Annotated in this window: 17 protein-coding genes; 3 read left to right on the top strand and 14 right to left on the bottom strand. The window is 42.8% G+C overall.

Annotated elements, in window-relative coordinates:
• Nucleotides 1-121: 121 nt before the first annotated feature.
• The 13 genes from C5695_RS03670 to C5695_RS03615 all read right to left on the bottom strand — a co-directional run bounded on the left by C5695_RS03670 (nt 122) and on the right by C5695_RS03615 (nt 15947).
• Nucleotides 122-1753 (bottom strand): M14 family metallopeptidase, encoded by a 1632-nt coding sequence (locus C5695_RS03670; RefSeq protein ID WP_117729279.1) that lies wholly within the window; start codon nt 1751-1753, stop codon nt 122-124.
• A gap of 179 nt (nt 1754-1932) precedes the next feature.
• On the bottom strand, nt 1933-3231 hold the full coding sequence (locus C5695_RS03665) for an Mg(2+)/citrate complex secondary transporter CitM (RefSeq protein ID WP_117729277.1): 1299 nt from the start codon (nt 3229-3231) through the stop codon (nt 1933-1935).
• 191 nt (nt 3232-3422) lie between these two features.
• Nucleotides 3423-4400, bottom strand: coding sequence for a tripartite tricarboxylate transporter substrate-binding protein (locus C5695_RS03660; protein WP_117729274.1), 978 nt, complete (start codon nt 4398-4400; stop codon nt 3423-3425).
• Between the two features lie 2 nt (nt 4401-4402).
• The gene (locus C5695_RS03655; protein ID WP_187441294.1) at nt 4403-5101 is read right to left on the bottom strand and encodes a response regulator; all 699 of its coding nucleotides are present in this window, start codon (nt 5099-5101) and stop codon (nt 4403-4405) included.
• A 3-nt stretch (nt 5102-5104) separates the two neighbouring features.
• The gene (locus C5695_RS03650; protein WP_117729270.1) at nt 5105-6700 is read right to left on the bottom strand and encodes a sensor histidine kinase; all 1596 of its coding nucleotides are present in this window, start codon (nt 6698-6700) and stop codon (nt 5105-5107) included.
• A gap of 142 nt (nt 6701-6842) precedes the next feature.
• On the bottom strand, nt 6843-8669 hold the full coding sequence (locus tag C5695_RS03645; protein ID WP_233230804.1) for an exosporium glycoprotein BclB-related protein: 1827 nt from the start codon (nt 8667-8669) through the stop codon (nt 6843-6845).
• 112 nt (nt 8670-8781) lie between these two features.
• Nucleotides 8782-9867 (bottom strand): bifunctional diaminohydroxyphosphoribosylaminopyrimidine deaminase/5-amino-6-(5-phosphoribosylamino)uracil reductase RibD, encoded by a 1086-nt coding sequence (ribD, locus tag C5695_RS03640; protein WP_117729266.1) that lies wholly within the window; start codon nt 9865-9867, stop codon nt 8782-8784.
• Between the two features lie 283 nt (nt 9868-10150).
• Nucleotides 10151-11908 carry a WD40 repeat domain-containing protein gene (locus C5695_RS03635; protein ID WP_117729263.1) on the bottom strand — a complete coding sequence of 586 codons (1758 nt, stop codon included), beginning with the start codon at nt 11906-11908 and terminating at the stop codon, nt 10151-10153.
• Between the two features lie 4 nt (nt 11909-11912).
• A complete protein-coding gene (locus C5695_RS20370; protein WP_233230803.1) occupies nt 11913-12398 on the bottom strand; it encodes a formylglycine-generating enzyme family protein in 486 nt (161 codons plus the stop codon).
• The gene (locus C5695_RS20365) at nt 12359-12715 is read right to left on the bottom strand and encodes a hypothetical protein (protein WP_233230802.1); all 357 of its coding nucleotides are present in this window, start codon (nt 12713-12715) and stop codon (nt 12359-12361) included. Before C5695_RS20365 ends, C5695_RS20370 begins: the two co-directional genes overlap by 40 nt.
• 33 nt (nt 12716-12748) lie before the next feature.
• A complete protein-coding gene (locus C5695_RS03625) occupies nt 12749-13474 on the bottom strand; it encodes a GTP cyclohydrolase II (RefSeq protein ID WP_117729261.1) in 726 nt (241 codons plus the stop codon).
• Nucleotides 13475-13774: 300 nt separating this feature from the next.
• Complete coding sequence (locus C5695_RS03620) at nt 13775-14431, bottom strand: class I SAM-dependent methyltransferase (protein WP_117729259.1); 657 nt, start codon at nt 14429-14431, stop codon at nt 13775-13777.
• Between the two features lie 1168 nt (nt 14432-15599).
• A complete protein-coding gene (locus C5695_RS03615) occupies nt 15600-15947 on the bottom strand; it encodes a YflT domain-containing protein (RefSeq protein WP_117729257.1) in 348 nt (115 codons plus the stop codon).
• A 221-nt stretch (nt 15948-16168) separates the two neighbouring features.
• Here C5695_RS03615 and C5695_RS03610 point away from each other — a divergent pair, with 221 nt between their 5' ends.
• Both C5695_RS03610 and C5695_RS03605 read left to right on the top strand, forming a co-directional pair.
• Nucleotides 16169-16558 carry a YfmB family protein gene (locus C5695_RS03610; RefSeq protein WP_117729256.1) on the top strand — a complete coding sequence of 130 codons (390 nt, stop codon included), beginning with the start codon at nt 16169-16171 and terminating at the stop codon, nt 16556-16558.
• Nucleotides 16559-16666: 108 nt separating this feature from the next.
• Nucleotides 16667-17671 carry an NADP-dependent oxidoreductase gene (locus tag C5695_RS03605; RefSeq protein WP_117729253.1) on the top strand — a complete coding sequence of 335 codons (1005 nt, stop codon included), beginning with the start codon at nt 16667-16669 and terminating at the stop codon, nt 17669-17671.
• A gap of 190 nt (nt 17672-17861) precedes the next feature.
• Here C5695_RS03605 and C5695_RS03600 read toward each other — a convergent pair whose 3' ends face one another.
• The gene (locus C5695_RS03600) at nt 17862-19004 is read right to left on the bottom strand and encodes a DEAD/DEAH box helicase (protein ID WP_117729251.1); all 1143 of its coding nucleotides are present in this window, start codon (nt 19002-19004) and stop codon (nt 17862-17864) included.
• Nucleotides 19005-19156: 152 nt separating this feature from the next.
• Between C5695_RS03600 and C5695_RS03595 the strand changes: the two genes are divergently transcribed.
• Nucleotides 19157-20710 (top strand): ABC-F family ATP-binding cassette domain-containing protein, encoded by a 1554-nt coding sequence (locus C5695_RS03595; RefSeq protein ID WP_117729249.1) that lies wholly within the window; start codon nt 19157-19159, stop codon nt 20708-20710.
• Nucleotides 20711-20867 lie beyond the last annotated feature (157 nt).

Here is a 20867-nt window from a genome sequence, read left to right as displayed (position 1 = left end):
CTAGGAAGGACGAGCACAGAAGCCGAGCGAATTTAAACATTCATGAGCATCCGCGCACAGGACTGACACTGAATGCGAGGGTTTGACTACACGCTGAGGGATAAAATCCTTTTAGCCCTTTTTATCGAATACCTAACGTCTTTTGAGATAACAAGAATCGGTAAACTGGCAGTTCATCCCCTACTTTTGAAGCAATAAATCCAGATGACATATAGCTGTCTTTTGATTCTGGTTCAAGGGCAAGTGACAACAAATTGGTTTGCGGCTGCGCCGTGACATATACCTTTGTTCCTTTTGGCAGCTGACGTTTCTTTTGGGTGAGCTCTGTTTCAAGCTGAATATCTGTTTTGCTTTTTTCGTCTCGTTTTGTTACCTGATAGGCTTGTACTGGCACTTTTACACTGGCAGGCAATGTGATGCTTTTTAACCCTAAGGTTTTCAGTTTCCGTTCTACCCCTTCATGGCCAGGTAAAACGAGATAAGCTGTCGGTCGTTCTCTCGACAGTACAGGGACAGCATCGCTCGCACTGTGAAAGTGTACAGGGACATTGATCGTCTGTCCTTTTTCAATATCCACCATTTCCAGCGAGTCATCAACCGGCGCTTTGAAATCATCTTGAATGATCACTTGATCGTCATCATTTGACTGAAGCCCTTTTTTCACCAGCTTCAAACGCTCCTTCACTAATTGCTGCTTCACCTGCTTCGCATGTTTCACCGTTGTTTCAATGATTTTTTCATGAGTGGTAACTTGTGCTGCGACGCGGCGGGTAAAATCCTCTCTTCCAATCCCAATCCCTCTGCTTTCTACAAGAAATGACAGAGCTGGCGATAATGCCAAGGCATTTCGGCCAATTCTCGCATCAGTTCCGCCTTCATAGAGATCAATCTTTCCATCCTTTCCTCTTGTGCTTGTGTAATATAAATCATTAGAAAACCCTTGATTCGTCAATGTTTCACGGACGCCGCTCACGTATAATTCATTTGACGCCAGCCGGATGCTTTCAGGAATATTTAAGTTTTTCCCTGATAATATTAGTAAATCGTGATATTTGAGGGCACCTGCTGAACCGATATCTTCAAAATTCTTTTGGCCTACATCGTATTCATGGGCATCAATGACCACTTCTGGTGCATACCGATTAAATTCTTGATGCAGAGCTGTGAGTTCTGGAGATTCTAAGGTCATATGATCACGGTTTCCATCCATTCCATTTGCAAGCCTGCGGTCAAACGCATAAGAACCGTCAGGATTTATTCTCGGAACAATGATGATATTGACATGGTTGAGTATACGCTCCCCTTGATCACCTGCTAACCGTTTTGCGATGACGAGAGCAGATTCACCGGAGGCTGGTTCATTTCCATGTATTTGTGCTTGAAGCCAGATCGTTGGCTTTTTTGAAAGTGGAGAGATTTGACGATCCTTTGTAAAGTAGAGGGCTGGAATGGATCGTCCTTCAATGGATGTTCCAATCTGTTTCTGCGTAGCGTAAGGACTTTTGCGGACAATATCACGTAAAAATGCTTGAAGCTCTTCTTGTGTGGTAAAGGCTTCTCCTTTTTTCTGAAAGGCAGGGGTATCGAACGTCTCATCCGGCTCAGGGTATAGCTTTTTCACTGAGGCTGGCTGTTCATAATTCTTTCCATAATAAGGGGTATCTGCATGAGCTGAAGCTGGGCTCATCATCGACAAACTTCCTGCTATGAGGCATACGGTAGCAAAAAGAATCGTGCCTTTTCGTTTGGACATGCTATCCTCTCCCTTCGTTGATTTGCATTATAAAGAAAAAAACAGTAAAAGTGTCAGTATTTTTCAAAAATATATCTTTTGGAGGAACAAGAGTGACTTTGTATAGGGCAAATGAATCGAGCCTGCCCGGCAATATGACCTAAAAAAAATGCCTGCTCAGATAGCAGACACTCTTTTATTTACCAAATGGAGATGGCCCCAATGAGTACCGACATGACCGTCATGGCAACGACTGCAAGCACAGCCCATTTCATACCAAATTTCTGATGCTGATCCAGTGATACGCCAACAAGTCCAACAAGTAAATGAGTCGATGGAACAAGTGGGCTTAACATATGAATCGGCTGACCAATAATAGAAGCTCTCGCAATCTCAATTTGATCGACACCATATGCTGCCGCTGTTTCTGATAGGATCGGCAGTACCCCGTAAAAGTATGCATCATTTGGCATAAAGAACGTAAATATCCCGCTTGTTAACGCAACAATGACTGGAATAAAGCCGCCAAGCTGCTCTGGAATCGCAGATACAATCGAAATCGCCATTTCATCGACCATTTTCGTCCCCGTTAAGATACCTGTAAAAACACCTGCCGCAAATATCATCGAAGCTATGGCTAAAACGTTGGTTGAATGAGCCGCAATCCGCTCACGCTGCTGTTCAAGGTTCGGATAGTTCACGATAATCGCCACACAGAATGCAAGTACAAATAGAACCGTTAAGCTGACCTTTCCTGAGACAAGAAGAAGCACCAATAACAACGTAAGTGTCAGGTTAAACCACCAAAGTTTTGGTCGTTTGATATCATCCTGTAGTGCCGCTGCCATTTCATTTGCATGAATCGGCTGTTCGAGTTCAATGACACCAAGCCGTTTTCTTTCAGACTTCCCAAGAAAGTATGCCACAACAATCATACTCAAAACCCCTGCACCAACGACCGGAATCATCGGACCAAATAAAAGTGACGGGTCAACGCCAAGTGCACTCGCCGCTCTAGGTGTAGCTCCTCCCCATGGAATCGTATTCATAATTCCCATGCCGACTCCAGCAATTCCCGCTAAAATAATCGGCCGGATGCCAAGCAGCGTAAATAACGGAAGCATCGCTGTTGTTGTAATCATATACGTTGTGGTTCCGTCACCATCAAGTGCGACAAGCATGGTCAGGACAGCTGTGCCGACAACAATTTTTAATGGATCGCCTTTCACAATGTTTAAAATTTTTGCCACCATTGGATCAAATAAACCTGCATCAATCATAATGCCAAAATACAAAATCGCAAACATAATCATGACCGCTGTCGGTGCAACTTGCTGTACACCTTTGACAATCATGTCTGAAATTTCAGTAAAATGAAATCCAGCAATAAGAGCAAATGCAATTGGTGTTAACACCAATGCCGTTAAAACAGACATACGTTTCGTCATAATCAAAACCATAAATACAACCATCATAAGAAATCCTAAGATTGCTAGCACTTTGTTCACCCCTTATGTTGTATACGCTTTCATTAAATGTTGGTATCCCATTTCCAACCCTTTCTGTCATGATATCTGACGCCTGAATTGAAGTAAATATTATGAATTTTAATTCTTTTTCGGTCGATAAATGCTTTTTGTTCATTTTGTTCAACCTGTGGTTTTGATTGATTCCATGAAAAAAAGCGGTCTCACTCGACCGCTTGTTCTCCTTGAATAAACTGCTCATATCGTCTTAATTGATCTTCCATAAAAACCTTAGCCTCTTTGCTGTTCCTGTAACGACTTGTCCAGCCCTTTTGCTTCATTTGCTTTTTCCAAGACTTCGTTTGTGTCATTTGATAAAGAAGCTGATCCCATTCACGAATGTCGTGCTGATCCATCTGTTTTGGTCCCATCACACCACGCCAATGAGAAAAGATGAGCGGGATGCCTTGCTCTTTCCAAGTCGGCACATCTTCAAATCCCTCTAAACGCTGATTCGTTGTGGTTGCCACAAGCTTTAGCCTTTTCTTTTCATAATCATGACGAACCTCTGTGATCGTGGTCGTGGCTGCATCCACCTCATGGTCAATCAGCGCTTGAAACAAATCATCTGCACTGTCAAATTTCAAAAACTGAATGCGGTATGGATCAATTTCTGCCATTTCGGCAGCTCGTGCGAATGAGATTTGATCATCGTTTCCAAAGTCAGGGGCAAACCCAATCTTTAAGGAATCTGGTTTTTTCTTTAGTGTGTGTAATAACTCCTTCCCATTTGCGAAAGGAGAGTCAACAGGGACTGCAACAACCTGCCACTCTTCAGCAAGAATGGCGAGCGGGGTGACATCGTTCATGGTCACGTTACTGCTGCCTAGTAAATTACGGCTTAATAATAAGCTTGAATTCAAACTAATATAATGGGCATCTCGCTCCATCATATAAGTCCATCCTTTATCCACCGTTCCGCCTCTTTGATAGAGGATATTCACCGGCCGTTTCACTAGCTTCTCTTGTTCAAGCACTGATTTCATTACCTGAGCTGTTTGATCAAAGCCGCCGTCAGGGACACCAGACACCACAATATATAATGGATTCTGATTCAGAAAAGACTCTCCTGCTCTTTTTTCATTAAAGGTGAGCGATAGACAAAGGCAGATCATGATAACAAGGCATATTCCTTTTTTCATTTTTATGACTCCGCTTGCTTTTTGGCAGGATAATATTTTCGTTCTGGTCTGCCAATGATTCCGTACGCAAGCTCTGCCCGGCATTCTCCTGTTGTCACGAGATACTCGACGTACCGCCTTGCTGTTGTGCGTGATGCCCCCATTTTTTCACCGATCTCTTCCGCTGTAACCCCGCTATTCTCTGATGCCATCAATGTTTTCACCTTGTCCAAAGTCAGTGAATTGATGCCTGTAGGCAGGTCCTTGTCATCCTTTTCCTTTGGTTCATCCTGCATCTGTCCAAAAAACAAATCAATCAACGTTTGATTGACTTCATCCTTAGAATTAATGATGTCTTTCTTCTGCTTATATTCGGTTAAAACTTGTTCAAACTTTTGTGCGGTTACGGGTTTGATTAAATAATGAACCACTCCGTATTGCAGGGCTTCTCTTAATAGTGTCGTTTCCGTTGCAGCCGTGATGATGATCACATCTACTTCTGGATAGCGTTCTCTTAACAGCGGCAAAAGGTTCGTACCGAGCTCATCAGGCATATACACATCGAGTAAAATGAGATCAACCTGTTCTTTTTGAAGTGCCGCCCATATATCCTTTGCACTCTTTGCCTTTCCGGCAACTTGAAAGCCTTGTACCTTTTGTATATAAGATTCATGAATCGCAGCGATTCGAAAATCATCCTCCGCAATGAGTACCTTCATCACCATTTATTCCCCCTCTGTGCCTTTCGGTATGTATGCAGTGAAGATCGCACCGCCTTCTTTTTGATTCGTCACTTCAATCCAGCCCCCGAGTTCGTCCAGCACTTCTTTGACATTGGCAAGTCCATAACCTCGTCCTTCTCCCTTAGATGAATGGCCTCTTGTGAAAAGTTGTGAAATGGCTTCGTCATTGACACCATCCCCTGAATCAGACACCTCTATGATAATATCAAATCCAATATCTGTGATGAACAAGCTTACTTCTCTATTCTCCCTATTCAATACAGCCTCAAACGCATTGTCTACGAGATTGCCAATGACGGTGATAAAGTGAGAGAGACTTAAGTGTGCTGGGAGCGGCTCCAATGAACTATTTTCATCAATGTGAAAATGAACCTTTTTCTCAGATGCCTTTCCTAGCTTCCCTAATAAAATGGCCTGTATTTTCGGAGAACGAATTTGCTTCATGAGTAAATCATGCTGGCGATTTTGAAGTGTATATTCTTCTTTAATTAAGTCAATGGCTTCATCCACTTGCTTCAGCTCAAGCAAGCCTAAAATAGCGTACAGCTTATTTGAAAATTCGTGTGTTTGTGCTCTAAGGTCTTCTGAATATTGGCTTACCTCTGTCAATGTATCCAACAGCTTCGTCAGCTCTGTTTTCTCCCTGAAGCTCACAATTCCTCCAAAGACTTGGTGGTCCTGCACCACTTTTTTCACATTCAAGACATAGGTTTTATCATTGACGACGGTTTCGATGTTCGATTCAATCGTCTCTGCCTTTAAATACGAAAGGAGATTGGCTTTTGGCAAGACTTGGTCAATGTGAAGCGGCAGATCAGATGATACGCGCAGCATGTGTTCAGCAGATGTATTCATCATCGTAATCGCACCTTTGCGGTCAAATGCAATAATCCCTTCTTTTATAGCAAGCAGCATCGCTTCTCTTTCTCGAAATAATGATGCAATTTCATGCGGTTCAAGCCCTAATGTATCTTTGCGGATACTCCTTGTTAAAAAAATCGCGCCGAATATGCCAGGCAAAAGCACAAGAAGGGCAATATAGCTAAGCTTGAATAGTTGATGGGCTGTCGCTTGATCGATTTCCTTTTTTAAAAATTCGACGGTAACTGTGCCAATAATTTCTTCATGCTTGCCCGTTTCTTTCATAATCGGAGCACTGCCTCTGACAACGGTTTCACCTTTAGAATGACCCATCGATATAGAGGTTCCTCCAAACAGCAGTGTACTTCTTCCTTCCGAAACACTGATGGTTTTCCCGACATCCTCATGATTCGTATGAAAAAGAACCTTACCTTTTTGATTGGTGATAAAAATGACATGCGCTCTTACTTGCTCCTTCATTTGCTCAAGTACAGCCTGTTCTTCATTTTGGGAATCTCCCGTGGCCACTGATATTTTAATGGGTGGCATATATGATATCGTTCTAGCGGTTTGCACCGCCAGCTGTTCAGCTTGACGCTGCCTTTCTGATGTCTGCAAATAACCAAAACAAATGGTCAATAATGCAATAACAACAAGTAAAAGGCCAATAATTAACCCCAAAATTTTCGTTTGTAAAGTGACTTTCCTTTTGCCCATCCTCACCGCCACAACCCCTAATTCAACTAGATTCATCGACTAGACTCTATGAAAATCATATCACTTTTTCTCACTAAGTTAAGAGAAAATTCATTCAAAACAAAAAAGGACGACCCATGATTGAGTCATCCCTGTGTGCCTATTACGTGATCGATAAACCAGCACTCGCATAGCCTGCTACAGTATTCACTAATGATAGACCTGTAGCTGTTGCAGAGAAGACAACGAGCAATCTTGTTTCTGGTGTAACTGGTACACTCAGGCCAGTCGCAATACCGTTTGAAATAGCACCCAGTGTTAAAACTCCAGTTAAAGCTGGGGCTAATGTGACACTCGCTACTTGTGTAAAACTGTTATTTGGTGTCGGTGAAGCGAATAGACTAGCCGTTACGGTAATACTCGTGCCGACCAAAGAAAGAGCTGCTGTCGTACTGAAATAGCCAGCAAATGAAGTGATCGTTCCAGCTCTCGGAACTGAGAACGCCATGTTGAGTAAAGTGCCTGCAGCACCAGTTAAATCAATAACACCGCCTAAAATACTGACACCTGTGGCTGAGTTACCAAACCCGATCAAGCTGGATGTTCCAACGAGACCGCCCGCAATTGTCGTCAAGACAGCAGGTGTACCTGAAGCAAATGGAATGATTGCACTCGATCCTGTCACACCTGTTGGACCTGTTGGACCTGTTGGACCTGTAGCTCCGGTGGCTCCGGTGACTCCCGTGGCTCCGGTTACTCCGGTCGCACCAGTTTCTCCTGTGGCTCCGGTATCACCCGTTACACCGGTGGCTCCGGTAACACCTGTGACGCCGGTCGCACCAGTTTCTCCTATGGCTCCAGTCACTCCTGTACCCGTGACCCCCGTAGCTCCGGTATCACCCGTTATCCCAGTTGCACCGGTTACTCCTGTGGCTCCGGTAACTCCCGTTCCAGTGGCACCGGTTGGACCGATTTCTCCCGTTGATCCTGTGACGCCAGTTGCGCCAGTTTCTCCCGTTGCACCGGTTGCACCCGTTCCAGTGGCACCGGTTGGACCGATTTCTCCCGTTGGCCCTGTGACGCCAGTTGCGCCAGTTTCTCCCGTTGCACCCGTTCCAGTGGCACCGGTTGGACCGATTTCTCCCGTTGGTCCTGTGACGCCAGTTGCGCCAGTTTCTCCCGTTGCACCGGTTGCACCCGTTCCAGTGGCACCGGTTGGACCGATTTCTCCCGTTGGTCCTGTGACGCCAGTTGCGCCAGTTTCTCCCGTTGCACCAGTTGCACCCGTTCCAGTGGCACCCGTCACTCCTGTCTCACCGGCAGCGGCTAGAAGTGTGTAATCTGGTGATGTATCCGGTGTACCCGTTGGTGATGCTGTGTTTGCAAGATACGTTCCACCTTCATATGTCACCACTTGACCCAATGAATATCCTGGTGCTGCTGCTGCATCAAAAGGAACGACTCCAGTTAGTCCTACACCAGTGGCTCCTGTAGCACCCGTCGGACCTGGATCTCCGGTGACACCTGTTGGTCCTGTACTTGTTGCACCCGCAGCTGCTAAAAGCGTATAATCTGGTGATGTATCAGGCGTACCTGTTGGCGGTGCTGAATTTACCACATATGTACTGCCATCATATGTCGCCACTTGACCTACTGGATACGCCGAAGCTACCGCTGGATCAAATGCTACAATCCCCGTTAACCCTACGCCTGTTGTTGGGCCTATTGGACCCGCTGGACCTACTGCACCCGCCGGACCTGCTGGACCTCTTCTTCCTCTCCCGCCTGGCGGACCTTGAATCACACAAACACAAGGGTCTTTTCCGCAGCAAGGATTTTTCACTGGTTTTCCTGGCTTACCTGGTCTTCCTTTCTTACAACTATCACATTCCCAGCCATCATCCTTATACGCATCGTACCAGCTTCCTTTTTGGTAGTGGCCATTAGAATGAGAGGGATAGGTTTTTCCGCATTGTCTACATCTTTTCATAGAATCACCCCCATCCATCGTATTCAACCTCATGGTGAAAGGTGTATGTACATTTTTATTTTTATTTGGAAAAGTTGAGAAGACCTTATGCTCCATGCACAAGGTCTTCTTTTCATTGAAATCTCATCGTCATTTTTAAATCTTTTCCTATCATACTATATTCAATATCCGCTGGACGGATCGCCTCTTTTAGTTTTTTCACACCCTCTCCTTCAAAGAAAGTAGGTGCGTCTTTCCCTCCGATCAGTAAAGGTGCCATATAGATAACAGCTTCGTTCACAAGGGATGCTTCTAAAAATGACGCGCTCACACTACCTCCTGCCTCTACAAGAACTGACATGACAGAACGTTCCTTCAGCATTCTTAACACGTCGTGAATGTCTGTCTGGTGTTCTCCGCTTGTGACAAATACTTGATGTCCTTTTTTTATCAACTGATGATACTTTTTTTGATCGTAGCTTTGTGACGTACAAATAATGGTTTCTGCCATGTGATCTGTTAAGCATTTGGCATGAAGCGGAATCCTTAATGTTGAATCTAAAATGACACGAATGGGCTGATGATTGAATGAACCTTTCACAATTAAGCCTGCATCATCTTGAATAATCGTTTCCACTCCTGTCAGCACCACATCTGCTTCTTGACGTAAACGCTGCACTTCTGTTCTCGCTTCTGTTCCAGTGATCCATTTGCTTTCTTGATCAGCCGTTGCAATTTTCCCATCTATTGAAATCGCTGATTTTAATATGACATAAGGAAGATTTGTTTGCATCAAATGAAAAAAAGGCTCATTTAAGTGATCTGCTTCCTGCTTACATATTCCTCGTTCTACTTCTATTCCTGCCTTCTTCAAAAAGGCAATTCCTTTACCTGCTACCACCGGATTTGGATCTTGGGTGGCAATAAACACTTTCTTCACACCACTGTTGATAATCGCTTCTGTGCAAGGGCCTGTTTTCCCATGATGTGCACAAGGTTCAAGCGTCACATACATGTCTGCTCCCTTCGCCTTTTCTCCTGCCATGTGCAGTGCATGAATTTCAGCATGAGGCTCTCCCGCCTTCATATGAGCACCAATCCCAACGATTTCACCTTCCTGTACAATAACTGCACCGACAAGCGGGTTTGGGGAGGTTTGCCCTTTCATGGCCTTTGCATTGGCAATCGCTAGCTTCATATAAAAAACATCGTCTTTCATGTGAATCTCCTTTCCTCTCTTTCAAGGGAAAGAACTCCTTCAGGAAATGAAGGAGTTCTATTCTCATGTGCTATATTTTTTCCATCCGTCTCTTTTCAGATCGATCATAGTAAGGCAAGGAATAAAAAAGTTTATATGAGGCTCGTTGTTTACAAAAACAGCATTTGCGACATTCATATTTATTAATGAGGAGCACATGCGGACAATTGAGTACCGTCAGGCCTTTTTTCATATGTTCCTTGCAAACACTTATCATGAGAATCCCCCGCTTACATTCTTTTTCTTAATGAGAGATTACTTCTTTCGGAAATTGTTCAAATAAGCGCAGTACTTCTGTATGCGTACCATCTTCTCGAATGTGATAAATACCACCGTCATATGAGCTTGCGTATACATCATTGCCCAATTGTCTGATGGCACTAATGCCATTTTTCGCAATTCTAATTGGACCGGTATTGACATCTAGCTCTGGATTCCACACAACGATATAGCCCCAATAATCACCACTCACAATATAACCAGAGTCTGTGACAGAGACCGATTTAATCGAATACTGGTGTTCATTATGCTGGTCTAAAATTCTCCCTGTATGCAAATCAAACAATCTCACATTCTTGTCACGGCTGACAATGGCAATACGGTCTCTTTTACTATCAATGAAGACGTCATTTAACAGCTCTGTCGCCCCGATATATTTCGCTTTTAAAGACAAGCTCTTCTTATCTAAAAGACAGATGGTTCCTTCTACCGCAGCTGTGATGATATGATCACCTTCTACTTTTAACGCTTTAACAGCACAATCGTGGGCTTTGGAGCGCCCGATTTCCTTTAAATGCTCTGTCGAAATGACATGTACATAACCGCCGTAAGTTCCAATATAGAATTGACGATCCTCCTCGTGGAAATACACGCTGTTGACTGGACCTGTGTTCAGGTCAAACGAAACCATTTGCTGCAATGATTCATGAACAATATGCACCTGACTTGCATGATCTCCCCACGCATAATAGCTTCCATCTCGTGCGACAGCCACTCCATTTGTTAAAACGCCTGTCGATTTAGCGATTTCAATTCCATTCTTTCTGAATTTTCCGTCATCTGATGCTGTGATAATATCTCCCGCATCAGTCAGCGCAATATCATTAATAGAGGGAGTCGCCATTTCGATCTCATCTGATACCACTTTTCCCTCTTCAATAGACCATTCACAATACGTTTTTCCAAAGCTGGCTCCTAGGATGGACTTCTCATCCTCCGTCCAGACAAGCGAGCGCTCCCACTGATATTTATGAGGCAGCAGTGTATCGACTAAATCCCCAGTTTCATAATTCCACAATTTAATTAAATGGTCATAGCCTGCTGTCAGCAAGTAATTGCCGCTTGGAGAAAAATTCACCCGCTTGACACCCTGTAAATGGGCTTTGATGATTTTCTTCTCTTGTAAAGTAGCCGCATCATAAATAATAACGGTGCCATCGTCTCTGCCAAGTGCGAACACTTCTTTCTGATTGCTGCCGCTGATGGTATCCAGTTCATAATCAAACGGACCGATTTCACCTACAATTTCACCTGTATCATACAGCCATACAAGCACATAGCCATCATCACCTGTTGTATAGGCTTTATCGCCATGTATCCATACCGCTAATACATCTTTGCTATGTCCATGAAATTCTCTTAAAATGGCTCCCGTTTCGATATCCCAAACTAAGCATCTTCTATCTCTCGATACCGATACAAGCAAGGTATCCTGCTTTGCAAAAGCGACGGCTTCTACATCATCCGCATGTCCGAATAAGGTGCGAATGTGGGTATGAGTGCGTGTATCATACAATTGAATAGTATAGTCTGACGATGCACTCGCTAAATACTTTCCGTTTTCAGAAAGAGATAAAGAGTTAATGATGTGCTCATGACTTCCAATAAACGTTCCTTCTCCTGTCGCCCGGTTCCACTGATAAATACAGCGGTCATAGCCGCCAGTGTAAACAATTTGATCCTGCTGAGTTGATAAAACAGATGTAATTGGTCCTCTATGCATGGTTTTACACTCCCACCTTTATATGTTGTTTTTGACGAGTCACTACACGAAAACCAGTAAATCGGAAAACTGGATCTGGGTGCTTCCCGTGTCTTCTGGCGACTCTGCATAAATCTCCACCTCTAGCAAAGGAGCCGCCTTTTAAAATGTAGTAATCATTGCCAAGCGATTCCGTTAAATCATCTACGACCTCGATGCCGCCTTCGTACACATGATATTTGGTATTAACCCATTCCTCGACGTTGCCCCCCATATCATAAAGACCAAATAAGGATCTGCCCTTTTCGTATTGACGGACAGGCGTCGTTTTTTCGATATTTGATTCGTGTGTATTACAGTAAGAGGGATCAAACTCATTTCCCCACGGGTATTGATTTCTCGTGTTTCCCCGGGCAGCATATTCCCATTCTTCTTCAGTAGGAATCGACACGTCTATCCCAAGTTTCCCGCTCAGCCACTGGCAGAAGGAGAAGGCTTCCTCGATCTCCATGCCCCAAGCCGGATGAGCCTTCCCCCGCCAAGCGCTTTGCTTGTTAAGCTCTCTGGGTACGACTGACCTGTTTCATCACAATAGCTTTGATACCATTCATTGGTGACGACCGTATCTGAAATGAAAAATTCATTGATATACGGCTGATAGGATGGAAATTCTTTGTACAGCCATTTTTGAAATTTTTTCTCACGGCCGTAAGTTGGATTGAGAAGCTTGTCCTTCCAAAATTCTGATGCCTTTTTCATATCTTCTTCATTACTTCCGATTGTTGCATAGCCGCTTGGGATTTGAATCCAATTGATTTCAGGTTTCACGCTATTCTCCCGCCTTCTTTAAAGTAAACTCATCTACTGATTAATTAATTTTTTCTCATCGACCATATGCCCTGAGGCTGCTTTTGCTTTTAAATAGGCTTCATTATAGAGAGAGGCTTCGACCGTATGATCAAATCGCAAAACAGGAAGACCATAGGCAGCAATGGAATCGACTTTATCTGGATTGTTCGTTAGAAGGTGCATTGGTTTCCCTTTGTTTAAATAGTGCAGGACTGCCGCTGCCTCCTCGTAATTCCGGTCATCATCTCCGCAGCCAATCAGACGGTTCGCTTCAAATGTATCCAGCTTCATTTCCTGCAATTTATACGTCAATGCTTTCGCCATCAGCCCAATTGACCGCCCTTCTTGATTGGCCATATAGACGAGCATCCCTTTACCGTAATTGGTGATTTTCTTCAGCGATAACGCAAGCTGTGGACCGCAATCACACTTCAGTGACCCAAACACATCCCCTGTTTGGCAAACACTATGAATTCGCACAAGAGGCGGCACCTCATTTTCAAAATCGCCAAATAAGAGACAAGAGGAAAAGGTTTGCTGTGCGGTACTCATTTGGACAATAGATTCGATCGTTGGTTTTGTCTCTTCTTCAACAGGTGCGAAGGCGTACCATTGAAATGGCACTTCTTCATGTTGAATGGAGATTGGCAAATTCACTGGTCCCACGAGCAAATAGTTTTTTTCTTGAAAGGTAAATGGATGAATCATTGCTTGTAATTCATCTACAAACTTGTTCATTTGTTTCCCCCTATTCATCTCTGCACCCAAACCGACTCAGGCAGCGCAGTGATGGAGTGATGAATATGTGTACGCACTCATGGCTTAAAAGAACATGGATGTGCGATGCCTTTCATCGTTCAGACCTTGATTTTCGTCTTCATTCCACCTCTTCAGGCGATGTTTCAACCTAGGTCTTGTCCAGTACAAAGGAGCAGAAATTTTGGTTCATCAGGTCAACACCCTTCGATTATTCCTTGATGCGCATACGCTTTTTCTTAAAATGAACATCTCTGCTAGCTTTGAGTGATCACCTTTGTACTAGATTTTGACGGCAATGACATGATGCTGGCTAATGCCGGCCTTTGCTTTTAATGGTGTAATTGATACAAGCTCCAGTCCTGATGTACAAATTTTTTCTCCCAGCTGCGAATCTGAAAATGAAAAGTGGAAACGACCGTCTTCTCCGATTAACCCCGTTCTCCACTCTTCTCCCCATACAACAAGTGAGAAGACGCCACCTTCATGAAGCAAAGGTGAGACTTGTTTTAAGTAACGCTCGTGATCATCAGGGTGCTGGTGATGAAAGCAGCCATGATCTAAAATCAGATCAAACTGCATCCCTTGACCCTGACCCATCGACCAGGACATAAAATCTTGATGAACAAAGTGGACAGGTATCGTTTCTCTTTTCTGTAAACCTTCCCATTCCTCATGCTCATACAGGTCGATGCCGACATAAGCGGAAAGCCCGCTTAAATGTTCAAGTGCCCGGCCATTCCCACATCCGATATCGAGCACAGAAGCAAGTTCATTCTGTTCCCTTGAACGCCATGCCTTTAAAGACATGACAGCTGCATCGGTTAAGGATGGATCAGTAGACCACATATCTGTTCTTTTCTCATAATGTTCTTGAAATGTCATACGCATTTTTTCTAGATACAATCCACTGTCTTCATGGTATAAAGCCTTTTTCATCACAGAACCTCCTTCTATTCAAAATCGGCTTTTCGATCAAAGGTCGTTTTCAAGCCAAAAACCTTATGTTAAAATAAAAGATGGATTTTTTAGGAAATCTGTTTTTCTGAAAAAGGAGAGAAGCATCCCACATGTTCACTCTTCTTTTTCAGCATGCATCCTCATATGCAGCCAATTGACAACTACGGCGCCTCAGCTTGTTCTCTCTTTTTTTCATATGAGCTCACCTCCTTCACCGTTCGATCCGCTCACAGCCTTCATTGGAACCGCTTTCTCTTTTATTCAAAAATGTAACGTCTTTTTCATATCTCTTCCAAAGCGATCATAGTAGAAAGATCAATCTACTGTTTAGGTCAGCTACCATTTCTTCAAGTAAAAGCTCATTTCTTCTGATATAGCAGGAATTTTTCGAGTTGTTTTTATATTAGAATCGCTTGTACCTTGGTTTTATACCACCACCTCTCACTAGAATATACCTCGAAAATCCCACCAGAAATTTAACAACTACTTCCATAATGACTGGATTAAGCCAAATATATTGTTTTTAGATTATTTTGTCAACAAATTATTTCCTAAACATTAAAATGAATTTTCTAATTGAAAATACAGGTATTTTTCGTGGTTTTTTGACCTTAAAATGCTTATTTCTACACAAAAATGCAACGTAAACCAATAGAACTAAGAAATTTATCTACTAAATTACACAAGATTTTTATTACATTTTGAAGCAAAATTGAAAGATACAATGATTATTTCCCGAAAGATTTTTTGTGATATTTTGACTATTCTTTACTGATCACTGATGATTCCCTTTGGTATATCTACATTTTCAATTAGATGATTTACTGTTTATTCCAATCTATATTTTTACCTTATTATAGTAAAAAGGATGTACCATCTCCTTCAGACATGCAGACATGAAAAAAAGCCCCTTACGAAAGTAAGAGGCTCCAGATTGTTAGTTGACAAAGGGCTAAAATGATCTTGATTTTAGCCCTTTGTCTTCTTTTCAGCGTGATAGAAAACCTTTGCATTTTAGGAAGGACGAGCACCGGAACGGAGCGAATTTGACATTCGTGAGTACCGGCGCGCAGGACTGACACCGAATGCGAGGGTTTGTCTACACGCTGAAGCCCCTTACGAAAGTAAGAGGCTTTTCAGTTGGGGTTTATGCCCAAGTTTTCACTTTTTCATGGTCTGTCACAAAAAGAAGGACTTTTCCTTCGTCTAAATGTTCTTCAAATGTTTCTGCTTCTTCTTTAGAGAAACCAATTTCATGTATTTTATTGCGGAGCTCATCGCCCTTTTTACTAAAGATGTTCCCAACAGCATGTTTCAGCCCAACTTCTCTTGAACCGATCTTATTCGCATCTGCATTGCTTGCAATACGCTCTGTTCGGTCATCGTCATGGGACAGAACATAAATGTCCTCTCTTGCAACACCGAGTTCTTTTAATTGCTCTACATCTCTTTGAAGTGTTTCGTCATTTGAATACTCTCTTACAACAGGTTTCATTTTATATTCCTCCTTTAACGTCTTACGAATCTTTTACCCGGCATTTTTGTCATTAAACCTTCCTTGAGCACATCCATTTTGCTTCCTGTACTTACCGTGCCGATTGACTTATTTTTGACAAAAAGACCGCTTAAATGACTAAATTTTCTGAAATTTTATGTTCATCCTTGGTGATTTGTTGTACAATTCTTATACTGGAGGCTAGAAATGAGGTAGAACTGATGTATTACTTTTCAGTTGAACAACAGTTTAATGCTTGGGTTGTCAGTGATTTGGTGAAACAGCTTTTTCAAAAGTGGCATCCTGAAGAAGCAAAAGCAAAGCCGCTTACATTGTTTGCTGAACAGCACTTTCGCATCTCCATTGATTATCTCTTTTCCATCATTATTAACATTGGAGATATCGAGTCGATTGAACAAGATCCACAAGACCTGTTGTCCTCATACTTGAATATCCTTTATCCTTATGTGACGCGCGATATGATGAAAGCCTCCATGCAAAATGCGAACGAATATTTGTTAAAAGATCGTGATGCGGACGTGTATCAGCTTTTTGTTACTCTACCTCCGCTTCTCTCTGTTTCTCTTCAAAAAAGCAGCCCCATTCTATAAGATGGCGGCTGCTTTTTTGTATGTGTTTTGAAAAGACCGTATGTTTTGAATGAAAAGAAGCATCATGTTAATGTAAACCTAGGTTGTAAGTGAAAGGGAGGATTTTACATGAGTCAGCAAAAGCAAATTCAATTAGCCAAGCGTCCAAAAGGATTACCTACAAAAGATGTTTTTCATTTTGAAACAGTCGATATACCTGTGCCGCAAGATGGCGAAGTCTTGATTCAAACGAAATATGTTTCTGTAGATCCTTATATGAGAGGACGAATGCAGGATACAAAATCCTATACACCTCCATTCAAGCTAAATGAAGTGATTCAGGGCGGTGTTGTCGGAGAAGTTGTTGAGTCTAAATCACCTCAATTTGAAAAAGGTGATTTTGTTCTTGGATTCCTTGGCTGGCAAGAATATTCCACGGCCAAAGCCGAATCTCTAACTAAAATTGATCCATCCATTGCGCCATTGTCCTATTATTTAGGCATTTTGGGCATGCCGGGACAAACCGCTTATTTCGGACTTCTTGCGATTGGCCAGCCAAAAGAAGGCGAGACTGTTGTCATTTCTGGAGCCGCAGGTGCCGTTGGTTCCGTCGTTGGACAAATTGCAAAAATCAAAGGCGCACACGTTGTTGGAATTGCCGGTTCTGATGATAAACTGGCTTACTTAAAAGAACTGGGCTTTGATGAAACGATTAATTATAAAACAACAAATGACTTAGATGATGCGATTGCAAAGGCGTGCCCTAACGGCGTCGATGTCTATTTTGACAATGTAGGCGGCGAAATATCTGATGCCGTGATGAATCATTTGAACCGCTTTGCACGTATTCCAGTGTGCGGCGCGATTTCGTCTTATAATATTAGCGCAAGCGAGGACGTCGGACCGCGTGTGCAAACAAAACTGATTAAAACAAGCGCATTGATGCAAGGCTTCATTGTTGCTAACTATTCAGATCGTTTTGAAGAAGCAGCGAAGGATCTCGCACAATGGGTAAAAGAAGATAAACTGACTTATAAAGAAACAATCATTGAAGGCTTTGACAACATTCCGGATGCATTCCTTGGACTATTCAAAGGGGAAAATGTCGGGAAACAGCTTGTCAAAATTTCATAATAAGAAAGGGCTAAAATGATCTTTATTTTAGCCCTTTGTCTTCTTTTCAGCGTGATAGAAAACCTTTGAAGTCTAGGAAGGACGAGTACCGGAGCGAATTTGACATTCGTGAGCACCGGCAGGACTGACAAAGAATGCGAGGGTTTGTCTACACGCTGAAAGGACCCCTCCGTGTGGAAGGGTCCTTTTTTTATGCCTGCTTAGGCGCAAGATGCAGTTGGCCTTGCTTATAAACAATTTCCTGAAGCGAAAGATTTAGCTTTTTCGCCATTTTTTTGAGCATCGAATGCTCTTGTGGTGTGACTAGGCTGATGACAGCTCCTTCTTTTCCTGCACGACCGGTTCTGCCTGAACGGTGGATATAACCTTCTTCGTTTGGCAGGTCGGCATGGATGACATATGGCAGATCGTCAATATCGATCCCTCTTGCTGCGATATCCGTTGCAAGAAGAAGCGGGAATTCACGCTGTTCAAATTCCTTTAAGATGATAGCTCGCTCGGCTTTTTTCGCTTCACTATGAAGAACACCGAGGTCGACATGGTGATACGCTAATTTCTCTGCATAAATGCTTAAATTTGTAATATCACGCACAAAGACGAGCGCATGCATGTCCTCAAGCCGTGATAGCTTTTGCAGTAGTTTTACTTTGTCACGCTGGTCACATAACAGATAATAGTGGCCTACTTTCTGCGCTTCTTCCTCACTTCTCGCAATTTTCAGCACTTCTGGTTCAGACGTCATTTCTTTAATCAGTTGAACGGTTTCCTCTTTCAACGTCGCCGAAAAACAGAGGATTTGTCTTTCTTTTAGTGTAGATTTAATGATCGCTTGGATCGTTTTCATATGCTCTGGCACAAGAAGCTGATCTGCTTCGTCTAGAACGACCGTTTTCACTTCATGCATTTTCAGTTTCTTGATTTTAATTAATTCTTGTACACGTCCTGGTGTCGCGACAACGATATTCGGGTGTTTCTTTAGTTTTTCTTGCTGCTTTTTGATGTTTGCGCCACCAATCAAGGAAACTGCTTTGATATCTGATCCTTGTTTAAACTCTTGCACGACATCAAAAATTTGCATCACAAGCTCTCTTGAAGGTGCCAAGATTAAGACTTGCGGGTGCTTGATTGTGACATCGATTTTATTTAAAAGCGGCAACACATACGCCAGTGTCTTCCCCGTTCCCGTAGGCGATTCTGCGATGACATCACGCTTCTCCGTAATCCATTCTGCTGTTTTTTCTTGTATAGCTGTTGGTATTTCGAAGCCAGCCGCTTGGAAGTTCTCTTGAATAAATGGCTTTGCTTCTTTCAAAAATGCCCAATTTTCTACCATGTCGATCTCCTTTATCCTCATTCAATCTATCCTTTAGTATCTCAAAATCAGCTTTGAAACGCAATTTTTCTTTTGATGCTTTTATCAAGCCGGACAGTTCGATATAATCATGAGAGGCACTAGCCGTTTTGAATCTATTTGAGGTGTAAAAAATGATATTATCTGTTAAAGATTTAAGCCATGGCTTTGGCGACAGAGCCATTTTCCACGAAGTCTCCTTCCGTTTATTAAAAGGCGAGCATGTCGGCTTAATTGGCGCCAACGGTGAAGGAAAATCAACGTTTATGAATATTATTACTGGCAAGCTGGAGCCAGATGCAGGAAAAGTCGAATGGGCGAAAAATGTTCGTGTCGGCTACCTTGATCAGCACACTGTGCTAGAAAAGGGCAGAACAATTCGCGAAGTGCTTCAGGATGCATTCCACTATTTATTTTCCATGGAAGAAGCGATGAATGACATTTACGGCAAAATGGGTGAAGCCGACCCTGATGAGCTTGAAAAGCTGTTAGAGGAAGTGGGCGTTATTCAAGATGCGCTCACAAACAATGATTTCTACATCATTGATTCTAAAGTCGAAGAAATTGCGAGAGGTCTTGGGTTAACAGATCTTGGGCTGGATCGTGATGTGACGGAGCTGAGCGGCGGGCAGCGTACAAAAGTATTGCTTGCGAAATTGCTGTTAGAGAAGCCAGAAATTCTCCTTCTCGATGAGCCGACCAACTATTTAGATGAGCAGCATATTGAGTGGCTGAAGCGCTATTTACAGGAATATGAAAATGCGTTTATCCTCATTTCACATGATATTCCGTTTTTAAACAGTGTCATTAATTTGATTTATCATGTTGAAAATCAAGAGCTCACGCGCTATGTGGGTGATTATGATCAATTTAAACAAGTGTACGAAGTCAAAAAACAGCAGCTTGAAGCAGCTTATAAAAGGCAGCAGCAGGAAGTGGCTGAATTAAAGGATTTTGTCGCAAGAAACAAGGCCCGTGTCAGCACAAGAAATATGGCGATGTCCCGTCAAAAGAAACTGGATAAGATGGATATGATTGAACTCGCAGCCGAAAAGCCAAAGCCTGAATTCCACTTTAAGCCGGCACGAACTTCTGGAAAATTGATTTTTGAAACGAAAGATTTGGTCATTGGTTATGATGAACCCCTCTCTCGTCCATTGAATCTGAAAATGGAACGAGGGCAAAAAATTGCGTTATACGGCGCTAACGGGATCGGAAAAACGACATTGCTACGAAGTCTCCTTGGAGAAATCACGCCAATTTCTGGTGAGGTAGAACGCGGAGAATTCTTGCATATAGGCTATTTTGAGCAAGAAGTAAAAGAGCAAAACAGCAACACCTGTATCGAAGAGGTGTGGAGTACCTTCCCTTCTTACACGCAATATGAAGTGAGAGCCGCTCTTGCAAAATGCGGATTAACGACGAAACATATTGAAAGCCGCGTGTCTGTTTTAAGCGGTGGAGAAAAAGCAAAGGTCCGTCTTTGTAAGCTGATCAACGAAGAAACCAACCTACTGGTTCTCGATGAGCCGACCAACCATTTGGATGTCGATGCAAAAGAAGAACTAAAACGTGCATTAAAAGCATATAAAGGGAGCGTCTTATTGATCTCTCACGAACCTGAATTTTATCAAGATGTAGCCACTGAAACTTGGAATTGCGAATCTTGGACGACCAAAGTATTATAGGGTTCAGATTGTTGACAAAGGGCTAAAATGATCTTTATTTTAGCCCTTTGTCTTCTTTTCAGCGTAATAGAAAACCTTTGAAGTCTAGGAAGGACGAGCACCGGAGCGCAGACCTGACAAAGAATGCGAGGGTTTGTCTACACGCTGAGCCTTATAT

The sequence above is a fragment of the Bacillus pumilus genome (assembly GCF_003431975.1).
Classification (GTDB): Bacteria; Bacillota; Bacilli; order Bacillales; family Bacillaceae; genus Bacillus; species Bacillus pumilus_N.
The sequence above is the reverse complement of the archived record's forward strand: the minus strand, read 5'-3'. Positions and strand labels throughout refer to the sequence as shown.